16 protein-coding genes are annotated in these 17,229 nt (G+C 64.7%); 8 read left to right on the top strand and 8 right to left on the bottom strand.

What is annotated here, in order from left to right; genetic code table 11:
* Positions 1-11 precede the first annotated feature (11 nt).
* The 5 genes from ACZIRK_RS11295 to cysG are packed head-to-tail and all read right to left on the bottom strand — an operon-like array spanning position 12 to position 4,650.
* Positions 12-743: a phosphoadenylyl-sulfate reductase gene (locus tag ACZIRK_RS11295; protein ID WP_130228904.1), complete on the bottom strand. Its 732-nt coding sequence runs from the start codon at positions 741-743 to the stop codon at positions 12-14.
* Positions 740-1,255 carry a DUF934 domain-containing protein gene (locus ACZIRK_RS11290; protein WP_130228905.1) on the bottom strand — a complete coding sequence of 172 codons (516 nt, stop codon included), beginning with the start codon at positions 1,253-1,255 and terminating at the stop codon, positions 740-742. The genes ACZIRK_RS11295 and ACZIRK_RS11290 overlap by 4 nt, the downstream gene beginning before the upstream one ends.
* Positions 1,242-2,897, bottom strand: coding sequence for a nitrite/sulfite reductase (locus tag ACZIRK_RS11285; protein WP_028165076.1), 1,656 nt, complete (start codon positions 2,895-2,897; stop codon positions 1,242-1,244). The genes ACZIRK_RS11290 and ACZIRK_RS11285 overlap by 14 nt, the downstream gene beginning before the upstream one ends.
* An 11-nt stretch (positions 2,898-2,908) precedes the next feature.
* Positions 2,909-3,226 (bottom strand): DUF2849 domain-containing protein, encoded by a 318-nt coding sequence (locus tag ACZIRK_RS11280; RefSeq protein ID WP_130228906.1) that lies wholly within the window; start codon positions 3,224-3,226, stop codon positions 2,909-2,911.
* Positions 3,223-4,650, bottom strand: a complete 1,428-nt coding sequence (cysG, locus tag ACZIRK_RS11275) for a siroheme synthase CysG (protein ID WP_130228907.1) — start codon at positions 4,648-4,650, stop codon at positions 3,223-3,225. Before cysG ends, ACZIRK_RS11280 begins: the two co-directional genes overlap by 4 nt.
* A gap of 142 nt (positions 4,651-4,792) precedes the next feature.
* On the opposite strand from cysG, the gene cysD reads away from it, so the two are divergent.
* The 4 genes from cysD to ACZIRK_RS11255 all read left to right on the top strand — a co-directional run bounded on the left by cysD (position 4,793) and on the right by ACZIRK_RS11255 (position 10,486).
* A complete protein-coding gene (gene cysD, locus ACZIRK_RS11270; protein ID WP_463327366.1) occupies positions 4,793-5,701 on the top strand; it encodes a sulfate adenylyltransferase subunit CysD in 909 nt (302 codons plus the stop codon).
* Between the two features lie 23 nt (positions 5,702-5,724).
* Complete coding sequence (gene cysC, locus ACZIRK_RS11265) at positions 5,725-7,641, top strand: adenylyl-sulfate kinase (RefSeq protein ID WP_130228908.1); 1,917 nt, start codon at positions 5,725-5,727, stop codon at positions 7,639-7,641.
* 377 nt (positions 7,642-8,018) lie between these two features.
* Complete coding sequence (locus ACZIRK_RS11260) at positions 8,019-10,181, top strand: malate synthase G (protein WP_130228909.1); 2,163 nt, start codon at positions 8,019-8,021, stop codon at positions 10,179-10,181.
* A 104-nt stretch (positions 10,182-10,285) separates the two neighbouring features.
* Positions 10,286-10,486, top strand: coding sequence for a CsbD family protein (locus ACZIRK_RS11255; protein WP_027579253.1), 201 nt, complete (start codon positions 10,286-10,288; stop codon positions 10,484-10,486).
* A gap of 152 nt (positions 10,487-10,638) precedes the next feature.
* On the opposite strand, the gene ACZIRK_RS11250 is transcribed toward ACZIRK_RS11255, so the two are convergent.
* Entirely contained in the window at positions 10,639-10,794 is a 156-nt protein-coding gene (locus ACZIRK_RS11250; RefSeq protein WP_130228911.1) for a Thivi_2564 family membrane protein, read from the bottom strand.
* Positions 10,795-10,992: 198 nt separating this feature from the next.
* On the opposite strand from ACZIRK_RS11250, the gene ACZIRK_RS11245 reads away from it, so the two are divergent.
* A complete protein-coding gene (locus ACZIRK_RS11245; RefSeq protein ID WP_130228912.1) occupies positions 10,993-13,086 on the top strand; it encodes a methyl-accepting chemotaxis protein in 2,094 nt (697 codons plus the stop codon).
* Between the two features lie 6 nt (positions 13,087-13,092).
* Here the strand turns inward: ACZIRK_RS11245 and ACZIRK_RS11240 are convergent, their stop codons facing one another.
* Together ACZIRK_RS11240 and ACZIRK_RS11235 are read right to left on the bottom strand one after the other, a co-directional pair.
* A complete protein-coding gene (locus tag ACZIRK_RS11240; RefSeq protein ID WP_463327365.1) occupies positions 13,093-13,746 on the bottom strand; it encodes a DUF2865 domain-containing protein in 654 nt (217 codons plus the stop codon).
* Between the two features lie 7 nt (positions 13,747-13,753).
* Entirely contained in the window at positions 13,754-14,545 is a 792-nt protein-coding gene (locus ACZIRK_RS11235) for a L,D-transpeptidase (protein ID WP_130228913.1), read from the bottom strand.
* Between the two features lie 198 nt (positions 14,546-14,743).
* Between ACZIRK_RS11235 and ACZIRK_RS11230 the strand changes: the two genes are divergently transcribed.
* From ACZIRK_RS11230 to ACZIRK_RS11220, 3 genes are all read left to right on the top strand, one after another.
* Positions 14,744-15,856, top strand: a complete 1,113-nt coding sequence (locus tag ACZIRK_RS11230) for an AI-2E family transporter (RefSeq protein WP_165435474.1) — start codon at positions 14,744-14,746, stop codon at positions 15,854-15,856.
* Between the two features lie 76 nt (positions 15,857-15,932).
* The gene (locus tag ACZIRK_RS11225) at positions 15,933-16,301 is read left to right on the top strand and encodes an ElaB/YgaM/YqjD family protein (protein ID WP_028165067.1); all 369 of its coding nucleotides are present in this window, start codon (positions 15,933-15,935) and stop codon (positions 16,299-16,301) included.
* 16 nt (positions 16,302-16,317) lie between these two features.
* Positions 16,318-16,755 carry a hypothetical protein gene (locus ACZIRK_RS11220; RefSeq protein WP_463327364.1) on the top strand — a complete coding sequence of 146 codons (438 nt, stop codon included), beginning with the start codon at positions 16,318-16,320 and terminating at the stop codon, positions 16,753-16,755.
* The last annotated feature ends 474 nt before the right edge of the window (positions 16,756-17,229 follow it).

The raw sequence follows: 17,229 nt of genomic DNA, 5'->3' as shown, positions 1-17,229 counted from the left end.
GCGTCATTGTCCTAAGAAGTCTTCATCGTATGAATGCCGCATTCTGTCTTGGCACGACCACGCCAGCGGCCGGCGCGCGCATCCTCATCGGGCGCGGTGCGGCTGGTGCAGGGCATGCAGCCGACCGACATATATCCGGAGGCAATCAGCGGATGCGGCGGCAGCTTGCCGTCGCGGTAGATCGCCTCGATCTCTTCGCGTGTCGCGTTGGCGAAGGGATTGAATTTCAGGCGCACGCCGTCTTTCTCGACCACGGGGATGTCGGCGCGGGCGCCGCCCTGAAAGCGCTTGCGCCCGTTGAGCCAGGCGGCGAACGGCGCCAGCGAGCGCGTCAGCGGCTCGACCTTGCGGATGCGGCAGCAGGCGTCGGGATCGGAGAACCAGAGATCGCGCTCGGGATCTTCGCGGTGAAGCGTCTCCTCGAGCGGCTTGATCGAGCGAACATCGGTCAGACCAAGCGTGTCGATCAGCGTGTCGCGATAGGTGAGCGTTTCCGCGAACAGCCACCCGGTATCGAGAAAGATCACGGGGATGGCCGGATCGACATCGGCCATCACCTTGAGCAGCGCCGCCGATTCCGTGCCGAAGGACGAGACCAGCGCAAGGCGCTCGCGGCCGACCGTCTTCAGCGCGGACTCGATGACCTCGAACGGCGTCGCCGCGCGCAGGACGCGATTGAGCTCCTGTACCGACGGCAGCGCCGACAGCGCCTCGATCGACATCTCTGGCGCCAGCGCGTTCATGGGCTGGCGCTTTCGGAATGACGCAATTGCGTGCGGCGGCTCAGCGCGGTGGTGCGGCCGTCGCCGGTCGGCTGGTAGAATACGGTGTAGCGTTTCACCGTCTCCGCGAAGGCATCCGCATCCTTTTCCTTCTTCACGTCGAGCGCATCGAAGCCGGCGCGCAGCATGAACACGAACTGGTCGCGCAGCACCTGGCCGGTGGCGCGCAATTCGCCCTGGAAGCGATAGCGCTCACGAAGCAGCCGCGCCTGGCTATAGGCGCGGCCGTCGCGGAACGACGGAAATACCAGCGCGACCGCGGCGAGCCGGTCGAGATAGGGCACGAGCTCGTCGAGATCGCGGTTGTTCGGCCAGACCACGCCGACCTTGCCGGGCCGGCGCAGCAGCGCCTCGGGATCGTCAAGGAAGCGCGCCGCCGGCACCAGGATTGCGCCATCAGCCGGGATCTCGGCGCCGTCGGCGACATGGGCGTAGATGTCGGTTGCGATTTTTCCGTTCTTAACGAGTGGCATAGACCCGCTCCTTGAAAGGTTCGACGCCGAGCCGCTTGACCGTGTCGATGAAGAGTTCATCGGGGGAATAGCGCAGCGCCAGATAGGCCTCGACGATGTCCTCGACCACGTCGGCGACCTCGCCATAGGGCACCGAAGGGCCGATCAGCGTACCGAGCGCGGCGCCCTCGTCGGCGCGGCCGCCGATCGTGATCTGATAAAATTCCTCGCCGTTCTTCTCGACACCGAGGATGCCGATATGGCCGACATGGTGATGGCCGCAGGCGTTGATGCAGCCGGAGATATTGATGTGCAGCCGGCCGATCAGGCCTGCGGTGTCGTGATTGGCAAAACGCCGCGTCAATTCCTGCGCGATCGGGATCGAGCGCGCATTCGCCAGAGAGCAGTAGTCGAGCCCTGGGCAGGCGATGATGTCGGAGACCAGGTTCACGTTCGGCGTCGCGAGCCCGGCCTTGTCGAGCGCCTTCCACAGCGCCGGCAGATCGCGCTTGGCGACATGCGGCAGTGCCAGGTTCTGCTCATGGCCGACGCGGATCTCGCCGAAGGAATAGCGGTCGGCGAGATCGGCGATCACATCCATCTGTTCGGCGGTGGCGTCGCCGGGCGGGCCGCCGACCGGCTTCAGCGACAGCGTCACGATCGAATAGCCCTGCACCTTGTGCGGAAACACCGAGTTCTTGCGCCAGCGCTCGAACAGCGGATCATGCGCCGCCTGCTTCAACTCGTCGGGCATGTGCGGCAGCTTCTCGTAGGCCGGATAGGAAAAGCGCGAGCGCACTTCCTCGATCGCACCATCATCGAGCGTCAGCGCGCTGTCGCGCAATTGCTGCCACTCTTCCTCGACTTCCTTGCCGAACTTCTCGATGCCTAGCTCGTGCACGAGGATCTTGATGCGCGCCTTGTAGATGTTGTCGCGGCGGCCGTACTGGTTGTAGACGCGCAGGATCGCCTCGACATAGCTCAGGATGTCGCGGCCGTGCACGAACGGCTTGATGGTCTTGGCGATGAACGGCGTGCGGCCGAGCCCGCCGCCGACCAGCACCTCGAAGCCGGTCTCGCCATCGGCGTTCTTGTGCAGCCGCAGGCCGATGTCGTGGATCTTGATCGCGGCGCGATCGTGTTCGGACGCGGTGATCGCGATCTTGAACTTGCGCGGCAGGAACGAGAATTCCGGATGCAACGTCGTGTGCTGCCGCAGCAGCTCCGACCAGATGCGGGGATCCTCGACCTCGCCGGGCGCAACGCCCGCCCACTGGTCGGAGGTGACGTTGCGCATGTTGTTGCCGGAGGTCTGCATGGCGTGGATGCCGACCTCGGCAAGATCGGCGAGCGCGTCCGGCAGCTCGGCGAGCTTGATCCAGTTGAACTGGATGTTCTGCCGCGTCGTGAAATGTCCGTAGCCGCGGTCGTAGCGGCGCGCGACATGGGCAAGCGCGCGCAATTGCTTTGTTGACAGCGTGCCATAGGGGATCGCGACGCGGAACATATAGGCGTGAAGCTGCAGGTACACGCCGTTCTGCAATCGCAGAATCTTGAATTCGTCCTCGGTGAGTTCGCCGGAAAGCCGGCGCTTCACCTGGTCGCGGAATTCTTCGACACGTTCGTGAAGGAGCGTGCGATCGAGTTCGTCATATGCGTACATGAGGGAGAACCTTAAGCCGGAACCGGAAGCTCGATGGTGAGGCCTTCCGACCGGATATGTTCGCGGAGATTGCCGGGCGCAATCTCTCCATTGTCCTTGATTTCGACCGGCGCGATGTAGGCACCGATCGCGCCGACGTCATCGGCCACCGCTTCGGCAAGCAGCGCCCGCGCATCGTCGGAGGTGCGCACGATGGCGGCGTCCGCAAGCCGCGACGACCAGCCATGCTGCGGGGTGCGATAGATCACCACGCCGTCATGAGTGCGGTTGGCAGTCACTACCGAAGGCCCGGTAATTCTGATTTTCTTCTGTTCAAGCGGAGAGGTCATTCGGCAGCTTCCAAAAGGTCCGAGATCACTTGGTTGAGATTGGCTTGACGCCACGGCGCGGAGTGGGAGACGACGTCGCCGATGACGAGGATGGCGGGGCCGCCATCGATCTTCTCGACCAGCGACGGCAGATGTTCGAGCGTTCCGACCGCGGCCTTGGCATCCGGCCGCGTCACCCGCGCGAACACGCCGACCGGCGTTTGTGGCGAGCGGCCAGCGGCCAACAGGCCGGCGCGGATCGTCGGCGCGGCGGTCATGCCCATATAGACCACGACGGTCATCTTCTTGTCTGTTAGCGCCGACCAGTCGATAGTCTCGGCGTCACGCGCCTTGTGCGCGGTGAGGAAGGTGATGCGCAGCGCCTCGTGGCGGAAGGTCAGCGGCGCCTCGAATTGCGCGGCGGCACCTAAGCCCGCCGTGATGCCGGGGATCACCGAATAGGCGACGCCTGCCTGGCGCAGCGCTTCGATCTCTTCGCCGCCCCGGCCGAAGATGAAGGGGTCGCCGCCCTTCAGCCGCACCGCGCGCTGTCCCGATTTCGCGGCCTCGATCATCAGTCTGTTGATGGCATCCTGGCCGATGCCGGGCTTGCCGACGCGGCGGCCGACCGGAATGCGCGAGGCGTCGCGGCGCACGCGGTCAAGAATCTCTGATGACACCAATTCGTCGTAGAACACGACGTCGGCGTCCTGCAGCGCGCGCAGCGCCTTGATGGTGAGGAGATCCGGATCGCCAGGTCCGGCACCGACCAGCGTCACATGGCCCTTTGCCTTGCCGAGCGCGGTCGCGCCGGCAAAGGCGGAGGGATCGGAAATCTGCTGCAACGCCTTCTCGGCTTCGTCTCTCCGACCGGCCAACACCAGCGCGCCGATCGGACCGTCGACAATGCGCTCCCAGAAGCGGCGACGCAGCGCGAATTCGCCGATGCGCGCATGTATAGATTTGCGGAATTGGCCGATGAAGGATGCGAGATCGCCGATGCGGGCCGGCAGCACCGCCTCGATCCGCTCGCGCACGCGGCGCGCCACCACCGGCGAGGCGCCGCCGGTGCCGACGGCGACCACGACATCGCCGCGATCGACGATCGCCGGGAAGATGAAGGTGGAATGCTCAAGATCGTCCATCACATTGACGGGCAAGCCGACAGCCCTCGCGCGCGCCGCCAGCGCAACACCGACATCGCCGGCGCCCGCGCAGAGCACCGCGATGACGCCGCTGAGATCAGCGGCGAGTGGATCGCCCGTTGCGAGTTCGATGCGCGTCGCATCGATCCCGCTCACATCATGATTGCCGTCAGTCGCAAACCAGCGGACGCGCGCGCCGGCGGCCGCGAGCAGACGCAGCTTCGCGCGCACGAGATCGCCCGCGCCGACCAGCAGCACCACGCCCGTTTGCAGATCCAGGAACACCGGCAAGAACCGCATGCGCCACTCGCTTCCCCAACTTATGGGTTGACTGGAATTTTATTCTATATATGTGTCGGCAAGCGCCCGCAAAGAGAAATTTATTTCTTCTCTATTGCGTCGCAACTATAGAATTTTCGCCTCCAAAGGCCAAGGCACAGAGATGCATCTTCTCGACAATGAATCCGGCAAAGCACGCTTGCGCGCTTCCGAGCCCAAAGAGGGAATAAAGGTGCCGCGGAAAATCCTCATCGAAGAACCCGCGACAGCGCCTTCCACGGATCATCTCGACGAGCTCGAGGCGCAAAGCATCTACATTCTGCGCGAGGCGTTCGCGCGGCTGAAGAAGCTCGCGCTGCTCTGGTCGCTGGGCAAGGACTCCAACGTGATGATCTGGCTCGCGCGCAAGGCCTTCTTCGGCCGCGTGCCCTTTCCTGCCATGCATGTCGATACCAGCAAGAAATTTCCGGAGATGTATGCCTTCCGCGATCGCTACGCGAAGGAATGGGATCTCGACCTCCGCGTCGAACCCTGCCCGCCGATCGATAGTGTCGATCCCACGCTGCCGCCCGCGGCGCGCTCCGCTGCACGCAAGACTGAGGGCCTGAAGCTCGCGCTGGTCAAACACGGCTTTGACGGATTGATCGCCGGCATCCGCCGCGACGAAGAGGCGACGCGCGCCAAGGAGCGCGTGTTCTCGCCGCGTGGCCTGGAGGGCGAATGGGACGTGCGCGACCAGCCGCCGGAGTTCTGGGATCATTTCAACGCCTCCCCGCCGCAGGGCGCGCATTTGCGCATCCACCCGATCCTGCATTGGACCGAAGCCGACATCTGGGCTTATACAAGACGCGAGAACATCCCGATCATCCCGCTTTATCTGGCGAAGGATGGCAAGCGCTATCGTTCGCTTGGCGATGCCGACATCACCTTCCCCGTCGCGTCGACCGCGTCAAACATCGATGAGATCCTGGCCGAGCTCGAAGACACCAAGGTGCCGGAGCGCGCGGGCCGCGCCCTCGATCACGAGACCGAGGATGCGTTCGAGCGGCTGCGTGTCGCCGGTTATCTCTGAGAAGCGAGCTTAAGGCGTTTTCGATGAACATGGTTCTTCCCAGCGCGATCTCCGCGACACCGAACGGCACCACGCGTCCGCAAGTCCGTATCGTCATCGTCGGCCATGTCGATCATGGCAAATCCACCCTCGTCGGCCGCCTCTTGCACGAGACCGGCAGCTTGCCCGACGGCAAGCTCGAAATGCTGAAGGCCGTCAGCGCGCGGCGCGGCATGCCGTTCGAATGGTCGTTCCTGTTGGATGCGCTGCAGACCGAGCGCGACCAGGGCATCACCATCGACACCACGCAGATCCGCTTCCGCACCCGCTCGCGCGACGTGGTGCTGATCGACGCGCCCGGCCACGCCGAATTCCTCCGCAACATGATCACCGGCGCCTCGCAGGCCGACGGCGCCGTGCTGATCATCGACGCCCTGGAGGGCGTGCGCGACCAGACGCGGCGGCACGGCTATCTGCTGCATCTGCTCGGCATCAAGCAGGTCGCGGTCGTCGTCAACAAGATGGATCGGGTTGATTTCAGTGCCGAGCGCTTCGGCGAAATCAGCGACGAGATATCGGCGCACCTGACCGGTCTTGGCGTGAAGCCATCGGCGGTGATCCCGATCTCCGCGCGCGACGGCGATGGCGTCGCCGAGCACACGGCGCGGATCGCCTGGTACAAGGGGCCGAGTGTCGTCGAGGCGCTGGACGAACTGGAGCCAGCACGGCCGGCGGAAACCCTGCCGCTGCGGCTGCCGGTGCAGGCGATCTACAAATTCGACGACCGCCGCATCGTCGCCGGCCGCATCGAATCCGGCAGCCTGAAGGCCGGCGACGAGATCGTGATCATGCCGGCCGGCAAGATCGCCATGATCAAGACGGTCGAGAGCTGGCCGGTCACGCCGCTTCAAGGGCCGCAAACGGCCGGCCGCTCGGTCGGCATCACGCTCGATCGCGAACTCTTCATCGAGCGCGGCGACGTCATCGGCCATGTCGGCGCGAGCCCGCGCGACACCCGCCGCATCCATGCCCGGATCTTCTGGCTGCACGACAAGCCATTGTCGAAGGGCGACCAGATCCTGATCCGGCTCGGCACCCGCGAGACCCGCGCCAGCGTGGTCGCGATCGACAAGGCGGTCGATCCCGGCGCGCTCTCCAACGAGGAAACCAATTCGATCGCGCGCAACCATGTCGGCGAGATCGACATCTCGCTGGCGCAGCCGATTGCCGCCGATCCTTACAGCGAAAGCCCGCGGACCGGGCGGCTGGTGATCGAGGTGAACGGGCGCATCGCCGGCGGCGGCCTCGTGCTGTCGGTCGATGCCGGCCAGCGCGCTGTGCCGGTCGATATCGTGCCGGTTGAGTCCGCCTTGCGCGCCGACGAGCGGTCGGCCCGCTATCGTCACGGCGGCGCCGTGCTCTGGTTCACGGGGTTGCCCGGTTCCGGCAAATCGACATTGGCGCTCGCGCTGGAGCGGCGGCTGTTCACCAACGGCGGCTCGCCGATCCTGCTCGACGGCGACACCTTGCGGGCCGGCCTCAACAGCGATCTCGGCTTCTCGCACGCCGATCGCAGCGAAAATATCCGCCGTCTCGCGGAGATCGCCACGCATCTTGCGCGCAACGGCCATATCGCGATCGTCGCCGCGGTCTCACCCGCAGCCTCCGACCGAGCTGCGGCGCGCCGCATCGCCGACAGCGCGTTCCGCGAGATCTATGTCGCGACGCCTGCGGAAATCTGCGAAAGTCGCGATCCCAAGGGCCATTACGCCAAGGCCCGCGCCGGCGGCCTGCCCTCCTTCACCGGCATCACCAATGATTACGAGCCGCCGGCGGGCAACGAACTGACGATCGATACCTCGCGCCGGACAGTCGCCGACGCCGTCGACGAGATCGAAAGGATGCTGGCCCAGACCGGCATCCTGTTCGAGGAAGTCGCCGACCTCGCCGCGAATATTTAGAGCGGGATGCTTTATTGCTTGTATTCGGTGGTGACCACAAACTCCGACCTCTCCCAACGGGAGAGGTCGGCGCGAAGCGCCGGGTGAGGGGTTACGGTCCCTCGTTAGAGCTGCGGCCCCTCACCCGATTTGCTGCGCAAATCGACCTCTCCCCGTCGGGGTGGGCACCTGCGACGCGACGCCTACCCATCCCATCGCATCATGTTTTAGGCGGCCTGGCCCGCTCCTTTGGTAGGACACCAAGCCCCGCAGGGGGCCTTCTCATGGCCGCGGCTTTAGCGTTAAAAGGGCGTTGAACCGCCCGCCTTTTGGCGTGTTTTTTGCTGTTTTCGTTCCGAAAACAGTACGTAGCCGCCATTTCTCTTAGAAAGCCCAACATGACGCGTGTCGAAGCCCACGGATTGAAGATCGCCCCTGTCCTGTTCGATTTCATCGCCAAGGAGGCGACCCCCAATACCGGGATCGCGCCCGACGCCTTCTGGGCCGGGCTTGCCGCCATCATCGCAAAACTGGGGCCGAAAAACCGCGAATTGCTTGCCTTCCGCGACACGCTGCAGGCCAAGATCGACGATTGGCACCGCGCGCACAAGGGCAAGGCGTTCGACATCGACGCCTATACCGCTTTCCTGAAGGAAATCGGCTATCTGCTCCCGGAGCCGCCGACCAGGCAGGTCGAGACCGCCAATGTCGACGAAGAGATCGGCAAGATCTGCGGTCCGCAGCTCGTGGTGCCCCTGACCAATGCGCGCTATGCGCTGAATGCGGCGAATGCGCGCTGGGGCAGCCTCTATGACGCCTTCTACGGCACCGACGCGATCCCACACGACCCGAGCGAAGCTGGCCGGGGCTACAACAAGGCGCGCGGCGACAAGGTGATCGCGAAGGCCAAGGCGTTCCTGGATTCGGCCGCGCCGCTCGCGACCGGAAGCCATGCCGACGTCACCTCCTACAGCGTCAGCGGCGGCAAGCTCGCGGTGAAGCTGAAGAACGGCAGCACCACCGCACTGAAGTCAGCCGCGCAGTTCGCGGGCTATCAGGGCGATGCGGCCGCGCCGAGCGCCGTGCTGCTCGTCAACAACGGCCTGCACATCGACGTCACGATCGACCGCAATCATCCGATCGGCAAGGACGATCCGGCCGGGGTCGCCGACATGATCCTGGAGGCGGCGGTCTCCACCATCCTCGACATGGAAGACAGCGTCGCGGCTGTCGATGCCGAGGACAAGGTGCTGGTCTATCGCAACACGCTTGGTCTGATGACCGGCACGCTATCGGCCGATTTCGAGAAGGGCGGCAAGACGTTGACGCGCTCGCTCAATGCCGACCGCGTCTACAAGACGCCCGACGGCAAGGATCTCACGCTGCACGGCCGCAGCCTGCTTCTGATGCGCAATGTCGGCCATCACATGTTCACCGACGCCGTGCTCGATGCAAAGGGCGAGGAAATTCCGGAAGGGATCCTCGATGCCGCTGTCTCCGGCCTGCTCGCTATCCATGATCTCAAGGGCAAGTCGAAGATCAAGAACAGCCGCACCGGGTCGGTTTATATCGTCAAGCCGAAGATGCACGGTCCCGATGAAATCGCACTGACCTGCGAATTGTTCGGTGAGGTCGAGAAGCTGCTCGCGCTGCCGGAGAACACACTCAAGGTCGGCATCATGGACGAGGAGCGCCGCACCACCGTCAACCTCAAGGCCTGCATCCAGAATGCGGCCAAGCGCGTGATGTTCATCAACACCGGCTTCCTCGACCGCACCGGCGACGAGATCCACACCTCGATGGAAGCGGGTCCGATGATCCGCAAGAACGACATGAAGGCGCAGCCCTGGATCAAGGCCTATGAGGACTGGAATGTCGACACCGGCCTCGTCGACGGCCTGCCCGGCCATGCGCAGATCGGCAAGGGCATGTGGGCCGCGCCCGACAAGATGGCCGACATGCTGGCGCAGAAGATCGGCCATCCGCAGGCCGGCGCCACCACCGCCTGGGTGCCCTCGCCGACCGCCGCGACGCTGCACGCGCTGCACTATCACCAGGTCAACGTGATCGCGCGCCAGCAGGAGCTGGCCAAAGGCGGGCCGCGCGCGAAGCTCTCCGACATCCTCACCATTCCGGTGTCGCAGTCGAACTGGGCGCCGGATGACGTCAAGCAGGAGATCGACAACAACTGCCAGGGCATCCTGGGCTATGTCGTGCGCTGGATCGACCAGGGCGTCGGCTGCTCCAAGGTGCCGGACATTCACGACGTAGGCCTGATGGAAGATCGCGCCACCTTGCGCATCTCCAGCCAGCATCTGGCGAACTGGCTGCACCAGGGCGTCATCACCAGGGATCAGGTGATGGAGTCGCTGAAGCGCATGGCTGTGGTCGTGGACGGCCAGAACAAGGGCGATCCGCTCTACAGGCCGATGGCGCCCTCCTTCGACGGCGTCGCCTTCAAGGCCGCCTGCGACCTGATCTTCAAGGGCCGCGAGCAGCCGAACGGCTACACCGAATTCATCCTCACTGCCCGCCGCCGCGAAGCGAAGGCCGCCGGCTGATCTGACTCACAAGGTTGCACGTCACGATGCCGCACGATTTCAGGGAACCCGTGCGGCATCAAATCCGTTTCAACGCCATTAACTGAAGCATCGGAGAGATGGCAATGGATTGGAACCGGATCGAGGGCAACTGGAAGCAGTTCAAGGGCGCCGCCAAGGAGAAATGGGGCAAGCTCACCGATGACGATCTCAACGTGATCGAAGGCCGCCGCGAGCAGCTCGAAGGCAAGCTGCAGCAGCGCTACGGCTTCGCCAAGGACCAGATCCACAAGGATGTGGACGACTGGTTCCGGAGCCTGCGATAGGGCGTTTCGAGCGAAGTGGAGACCGGTTCGCGTGAAGAAAACGGGTCAAAACAAGAATCTAGAGCTTCGACTCTGATTCAATCAGAACCGAAGCTCCAGGCTCTCGCCGCAAAAGCCCCGGCCAACGCCGGGGCTTTTTGCTTGGGGCATTCTCAGAACACCGCGATGTATTTCAACAGCGAGATCACACCCAGGATGATGACGACGACGCGCGCGATCTGCTTGGCGCGCGCATCAAGCGGCAGCAGGTTGATCAGGTAAAGGACGAGGATAACGACCAGAAACGTGACGAGTATGCTGACGAGCATGCGGCCCCCCGGGGACGTCGTGAATGGCGTGTTAGTCTTCTCTTAACTGCCAGATGCCCGCGAGGTTCCAGGTGGGGAACCCGACTTCCCTTGAGAAAAGCTCAGTCATTTCAGCAAGCTCCGTAGATATACGGCAATAGCGCTTCCGGAAATTTTTACCCTTCTTGTTCCAGATGGCGACAGCTTTGGGGGAGCCACATGCTGAATCGCCTTTCTGTATCCGCGTTGCTGAAGATCGTTATCCTGAGCACTGCATTTTGCATCATCGTCGGTTTCTCGCTGAACGCGTGGGATAGCTGGGGCCGGCTGCAGGTAGCGGGCCGAATTTCGACGATCGCCGATGTCTCAGCCAATCTTTTCAAGGCGATGCACAGTCTGCGGACCGATCGTTCTTCCACCAACCGCGTTCTGACCGGCGCGTCTCCGCTGGACAGCGGAATAGAGAAGTACCTCCGCGATCTCCGCGATGCCGAAATGCTGGCGATGGCGAACGGGCTCGCCCGGCTCAAGACCATGGACTTCGCCCAGCAGAAGACCTTGGTGCCGGAGTTCGAGCGGCAGTTCTCGCTGCTGACCGCCCAGCAGACGGAATCTTGGCAGGAGATGGCCAAGCCGAAGGAAGCGCGCCGCGCCGAACTGGCGAAGGAGTATCAGGCGACGACGCTGGCGCTGCTCGATGTGCTCGACAAATTGTCGGGAACGCTTGCCGCCGATGTCAATCATCAGGACGCCGTGATCGACCAATTGCTCAACATCAAGCAGACCGCCTGGCTGTTGCGCAACACCGCCGGCGAAGCCTCCGCGCTGGTATCGGACGCACTTGGTGCAGGCCGTATCGCGCCGGAAACCCGCCTCCGTTACATCAAATTCGTCGGCGGCATCGATGCCGCCTGGAAGGCGCTCGAGGTGTCGACCTCAGGCATGCAATTGCCGCCGAAGCTTGCGGCCGCGATCCCCGCCTCCGAGACCGCTTATTTCGAGCCGGAGTATCAAAGCCTGCGCGACCGGCTGGTGGCGGCGCTGGCCAATGGCGAGAAGCCCGAGATGACCGCGAACCAGTGGAGCCCGGTCACCGTCGGCCGGATGGGGACGGCGGTGGCGGTCGCTGAAGCAGCGCTCGATGCGGCAAAGGATCACGCCGCAGCCCAATACGCCCTGGCGCAGCGCTCGCTGATTACACAGCTTGCGCTGCTCGCCGGTGCGATCACGCTCACCGTCGGCGCCATGATCGCGATCGGCCGCCGCGTCATCACGCCGCTGCACAACATCCGCGATGCCATGCTGAAAGTCGCCTCCGGCAACCTCGACGTCGATAGCGGCTATGGCGGGCGCAAGGACGAGATCGGCGCGCTTGCCGGTGCGCTCGAAACCTTCAAGCAGCAGGCGAAGGACAAGCTTCGCATCGAAGCGCAGGAGCGCGAGCGCAATGCCGGCGCGGCCGCCCGCCAGCAGGCGATCGAGAACCATGTCGGCGAGTTCGAGCATCTGGTGCGCCAGACGCTCGAACAGCTCGGCGATGCCTCCGGCAAGATGCGGGCGACGTCGGCCAACCTTTCCGCCGTGTCGCGCCAGACCAATGCACGGGTCGAGATCGCCGAAAAGGCGTCCGGCGAGGCGTCGATGAGCGTGGAGACGGTCGCGGCGGCTTCCGAGGAATTGAGCGCCTCGATCAACGACATCAGCCAGCAGGCGGCGCATGCAGCCGGTATCGCCAGCCGCGCGGTCAGCCAGGCCCGCAACACCGACGGGACCGTGCAGGGACTGGCGAAATCCGCCGGCCGCATCGGCGAGGTGATCGGCCTCATCAACACCATCGCGGCGCAGACCAACCTGCTGGCACTGAACGCCACCATCGAGGCCGCCCGCGCCGGCGAGGCCGGACGCGGCTTCGCCGTGGTTGCCTCCGAGGTCAAGTCGCTGGCGAGCCAGACCGCGAAGGCGACGGAGGAGATTTCCGAGCAGATCGCCGACATCCAGAAGGTCGCGGGCGAGGCCATCGACGCCATTAATGGCATCGGCAGCATCATCGGCGAGGTCAACGAGGTCGCGACCGCGATTGCCGCCGCGGTGCAGGAACAGGGCGCCGCGACCCAGGAGATCACGCGCAGCACACAATTCGCCGCCCAGGGCACCAAGAACGTGTCCGAGAACATCACCGGCGTGAAGGCCGATGCGGACTCCGCGGCCGGCGCCGCCGAGGACGTTCGCCTCGCCTCGGAGACGCTGGAGACGCAAAGCCGCGGGCTCGGCGACCAGGTCACCGATTTCCTCGGCAAGATCCGCGCCGCTTAGTTCTGCTTACTCCCGCGCCATGACCGGCACGCGCCCATATTTGGCGCGGATGCGGTCGGGCGCGGGCGAGAACTGCAGCGAGGCGCCACGCTTGTCGGGGCGGCCCGCGACCATCAGGCCGTTCTCGCCGGCGACGATGTCACCCTTGCGCAAGGTGGGATCATCCTCGATCTTGATCTGCGCCAGCCCGCCGGGATCCTTGCCATTGCAGGTGCACCCCGCCACGAGCTCGTTTCGGTAACGGAACGCGTTCGGCAGTTCCGAATAGGCCTTTCCGTCCTCCGTCTCCGCGCTGTCGATGCTGCTGCCATAGACCAGCTTGGTCTCGCTCGCCGGGCAGAAACTATTGCAGCTCTGCGCGCGGCTGGCATTGTCGGAGTCCGGCAGCGGGAAGTAACGTCCGTCACAGGTACGCACGCAGAACGCCCGCCCCCCGACGCTATCGGCGTGGTCGTAGCTGCGGTCATACGAGCGCGGCCGCCAAACCCGCTGCTGCGCAACGGGCGGGCCGTCGTCGAACGGCGGCCGGATCATCGGAGGCCGGCCGAAGCCGCCGAACAGGAGCGAGAAGAAATCCTGGGCCTGCGCCGCCGGCGCGGCGACGGCAAGCGAGAGCGCCGTCGCGCCGAACATCCATCGCCAACGCGGTATTGGGGCCATCCTCACCTCAGTTCACCGACGACACGTTCAGTCGTATCGCCTGTTGGCCCGATGGCAGCGTGGTCGCCGCGGCTTGCGGACGCGGCGGCGCCGGGCGCACGCTGATCGTGGTCCTGGCATCCGAACCGCGGGCCAGCACCGGCGCGTTCTTGGGCAGCACCACGACCTTGGTGCCGACATTGACGCGGCCAAACAGATCGGTGACGTCCTCATTGGTCATCCGGATGCAGCCGGAAGAGACGAACTTACCGATGGTCGAGGGATCGTTGGTGCCGTGGATGCGGTATTCGCTCGAGCCGAGATACATCGCACGCGCGCCGAGCGGATTGCCGGGACCGCCGGCGATGAACCGCGGCAGATAGGGCTGGCGCTTGATCATCTCGGCCGGCGGATACCAGTCCGGCCATTCCGCTTTGCGGCTGATGCTCTGCACGCCCGACCAGGTGAAGCCTTCGCGGCCGACGCCGACGCCATAGCGGATCGCGCGGCCCTGCCCGAGCACATAGTAGAGCGCGGTGTTGCCGGTATCGATGATGACCGTGCCTGCCGCTTCGCTGGTCGCGAACGGCACCACCGCGCGGCGCAGCCGCTCCGGCAGCACGCCGGCTTCCGCATCCCTTGCCTCGGGCGTCAACGCCGCATCGGACGGAAACGCGCTCTGCCGGATGGGTGCATAGCCCAGCGACTGGGCACCTGCCGAGGTTGAGAGCACGATTGGCGTCACCAGCAGGCTGGCGGCGAAGACAAGCGCGTTAGCCGCGCGCGACGATCGGCGGAATAGAGCGGATGACGGTGTCATGTGCTGCCCCATTGGATACGCATCACGCTGATGCTCTGCCCCAACCAAACGCGCGCCATCGCTTCGCGGTTCCGGCGCGGCCGTGGCGGAGGCGCACCAGTCAAGGACACAAGCGCTCACGATCGCGCGATGGAACCTGACGGCCGGCCCGGAGTTTGCGTCACAATTGATACGCGCCCGTCGCGGGAGAGAACCAGCGTGCATGTCCTTCCCAGTGAGCGTCTCCTGTCCAATGGCGCCGAAGGCACGCCCGCACCCAATGGCCACGCCGAGCTGCCGCCGGTCATCCGCCGCACCGAGCTTGTCGCCCTGTCGCTGGTCGGGCTCCTGATCATCGCCATCGTCGCGGTACTCTATCTGGCCAAGGCGTTCTTCCTGCCGATCACGATGGCCTTCATCGTCGGCACCATGCTGTCGCCGGCGGCAAGCTTCCTCGAGCGCTACCGCGTGCCCCGCGCGATCGGCGCAGTGCTGATCGTCGCCGCCGTCAGCGCTGCCGCTACTTTCACTATCGGGCTCATCTCCGCTCCGGCGATCGAGTGGAGCGCCCGGCTGCCGGAGCTCGCAGCGACACTGAAGGAGAAGATGCACATCTTCGACCGGCCGCTCGGGCTGTGGCAGGAATTGCAGACCATGATCGGTGGCTCCGGGACGCTTGCCCCCTTGCAGTTGCCGAAATTCGAATGGGTGCAGCCGACGCTCGAATTCCTCTCGCCGACCTTTGCCGAATTCCTGCTGTTCATCGCCACCCTGATCCTGTTCATCGCAAGCTGGAAGGACCTGCGGCGGACGCTCGTCATGGCTTTCGGCGATCGCGATTGGCGGCTCCGAACCTTGCGGATCCTGAACGAGATCGAGGGGCACCTCGGCAATTACCTGCTCCTGGTGACCATGATCAATATCGGCGTCGGGATCGGGACCGGGCTCATCTGCGCCGTCACCGGCATGCCCACCCCGGCAGCTCTCGGCGCGCTCGCCGCCACGCTGAACTTCATCCCGATCATCGGGCCGGTTGCGATGTTCGTGGTATTGGTGCTGGTCGGGCTCGTCAGCTTCTCGACCATCAGCGCCGGATTGATCGCGCCGGCCTGCTTTGCGGTGCTGACCTTCCTCGAGGGGCATTTCATCACCCCGACCATCGTCGGCCGAAGACTTGCCCTGAATGCGCTCGCCATTTTCATCGCACTGGCGTTCTGGACCTGGCTGTGGGGCCCGATGGGCGCGTTCCTGGCCTCCCCACTTCTGATCGTCGCGCTGATCCTCAAGGAGCATCTGATGCCGGTCAATTCGCCGCATCTGCCGGAGGAGTGAACTCAATTTTGGCTCGGGAACTTAGTTCCCGACGCCGCGTTTTGCCAAGAAGCAACATTGGTTCGGGAGCTGTTCGATGTCGGCGACAAGCGATTTCGGATTGAAGAACATGACAGACAAAGCAACCTATGAACGCCTGCAGAAGGATGTCGCCAACGTGAAGGATGACATCGCCGCGCTGACCGACCAGATCACCGAGGCGCTCAACTCGTTCGCCGGCAGCGCCAGAAAACAGGCACGCCGCGGCTACGACCAGGCACGCGACCGCGCCGAATCCGCTGTCGGCGACGTCTCGGAGCGCGGCAGCGCGATGATGGACGCCGCGCAGGACGCGTACTCCTCGATCGAGGAGACGCTGGAGGACGCCATCACCCAGCGCCCGCTGGCGACCGTCGGCCTGGCGCTCGGCCTCGGCTTCCTGATCGGCATCGCCTGGCGAAGGTAGCGGCGGACGCGTCCCCATGCTGCAGCGACTGGTCAGTGATGTCAGGGAGCAGGCCGGCAACGCCATGCGGCTGACGTCGCTTGCGGTCGTGATCGCCGCAACTGCGCTCATTGCGCTCGGCTTCATCTGTGCAGCATTCTTCGTCTGGGTGCAGCGGACCTATGGGCCGATCTGGGCCTGCCTTGCCTGCGCCGCGCTCTTCGTCGTGGTCGCGCTGATCGCCGCCGCTCTCTACGTCGCACGCAAGCGGCAGATGCGGCTGCGCGCCGAGGAGATGGCCCGCGCGGCACGCCAATCCCTCCTCACCAACCCCGCGATGATCGCAACCGGCCTGCAACTCGTCCGCACCATCGGCGTGAAACGGCTGGTCCCGATTGTGGCAATCGGCGGGCTGGCGCTCGGGCTGATGGCCAGCCGCGGCGCGGTGAACGATCAACCGCCACCGGACAAGTGACAGGCGTGCCGTCGTCCCGGCCCACGCCGGGACGACGCGGGGTGAGGTCCGGATTCAAATGTCAAACAGCGGAGAGGATGTGAGTCTGCATTCTCGCAGCACGAACTGCCCGAGCTTTGCGTCACTTTCCGCCCTCCTCGAGAGCAGAGGGCGCGGGGAAAGCCGGGTGCCGGTTGCACCCATGGGTCCCGTGCAACAAAAAGCACGGGGGTAGGACCACAGGTTCAACCGAAGCATTCCGGCTTTCCCTGCGCGATGGTGTTACGGTTTCCTTCGCGCTCTCCCCGGTGACCGGGCTTTCTTGCCACCGTCGTCCGCGGCAGCTCTTGCTGCTCGCGCACTTAGCGCCAGCGTCGGGGCGCCAGGACCACACGACTTCGCCGTCCGCTGATGTCACGCTCGTCAGTCGTGATATCAGCGTCCACCGCATCTCACTGCAACGTTCGTGACGATCGCGACCCGCCCCTCATCCGC

This window comes from Bradyrhizobium sp. Leo114 (assembly GCF_055229415.2).
The sequence above is the reverse complement of the archived record's forward strand: the minus strand, read 5'-3'. Positions and strand labels throughout refer to the sequence as shown.

What these genes read in the sequence shown, in the direction of transcription:
- ACZIRK_RS11295 (WP_130228904.1), bottom strand. Translation starts at nt 743, where the DNA reads ATGAACGCGCTGGCGCCAGAGATGTCGATCGAGGCGCTGTCGGCGCTG.
- ACZIRK_RS11290 (WP_130228905.1), bottom strand. Translation starts at nt 1,255, where the DNA reads ATGCCACTCGTTAAGAACGGAAAAATCGCAACCGACATCTACGCCCAT.
- ACZIRK_RS11285 (WP_028165076.1), bottom strand. Translation starts at nt 2,897, where the DNA reads ATGTACGCATATGACGAACTCGATCGCACGCTCCTTCACGAACGTGTC.
- ACZIRK_RS11280 (WP_130228906.1), bottom strand. Translation starts at nt 3,226, where the DNA reads ATGACCTCTCCGCTTGAACAGAAGAAAATCAGAATTACCGGGCCTTCG.
- cysG (WP_130228907.1), bottom strand. Translation starts at nt 4,650, where the DNA reads ATGCGGTTCTTGCCGGTGTTCCTGGATCTGCAAACGGGCGTGGTGCTG.
- cysD (WP_463327366.1), top strand. Translation starts at nt 4,793, where the DNA reads ATGCATCTTCTCGACAATGAATCCGGCAAAGCACGCTTGCGCGCTTCC.
- cysC (WP_130228908.1), top strand. Translation starts at nt 5,725, where the DNA reads ATGAACATGGTTCTTCCCAGCGCGATCTCCGCGACACCGAACGGCACC.
- ACZIRK_RS11260 (WP_130228909.1), top strand. Translation starts at nt 8,019, where the DNA reads ATGACGCGTGTCGAAGCCCACGGATTGAAGATCGCCCCTGTCCTGTTC.
- ACZIRK_RS11255 (WP_027579253.1), top strand. Translation starts at nt 10,286, where the DNA reads ATGGATTGGAACCGGATCGAGGGCAACTGGAAGCAGTTCAAGGGCGCC.
- ACZIRK_RS11250 (WP_130228911.1), bottom strand. Translation starts at nt 10,794, where the DNA reads ATGCTCGTCAGCATACTCGTCACGTTTCTGGTCGTTATCCTCGTCCTT.
- ACZIRK_RS11245 (WP_130228912.1), top strand. Translation starts at nt 10,993, where the DNA reads ATGCTGAATCGCCTTTCTGTATCCGCGTTGCTGAAGATCGTTATCCTG.
- ACZIRK_RS11240 (WP_463327365.1), bottom strand. Translation starts at nt 13,746, where the DNA reads ATGGCCCCAATACCGCGTTGGCGATGGATGTTCGGCGCGACGGCGCTC.
- ACZIRK_RS11235 (WP_130228913.1), bottom strand. Translation starts at nt 14,545, where the DNA reads ATGACACCGTCATCCGCTCTATTCCGCCGATCGTCGCGCGCGGCTAAC.
- ACZIRK_RS11225 (WP_028165067.1), top strand. Translation starts at nt 15,933, where the DNA reads ATGTCGGCGACAAGCGATTTCGGATTGAAGAACATGACAGACAAAGCA.
- ACZIRK_RS11220 (WP_463327364.1), top strand. Translation starts at nt 16,318, where the DNA reads ATGCTGCAGCGACTGGTCAGTGATGTCAGGGAGCAGGCCGGCAACGCC.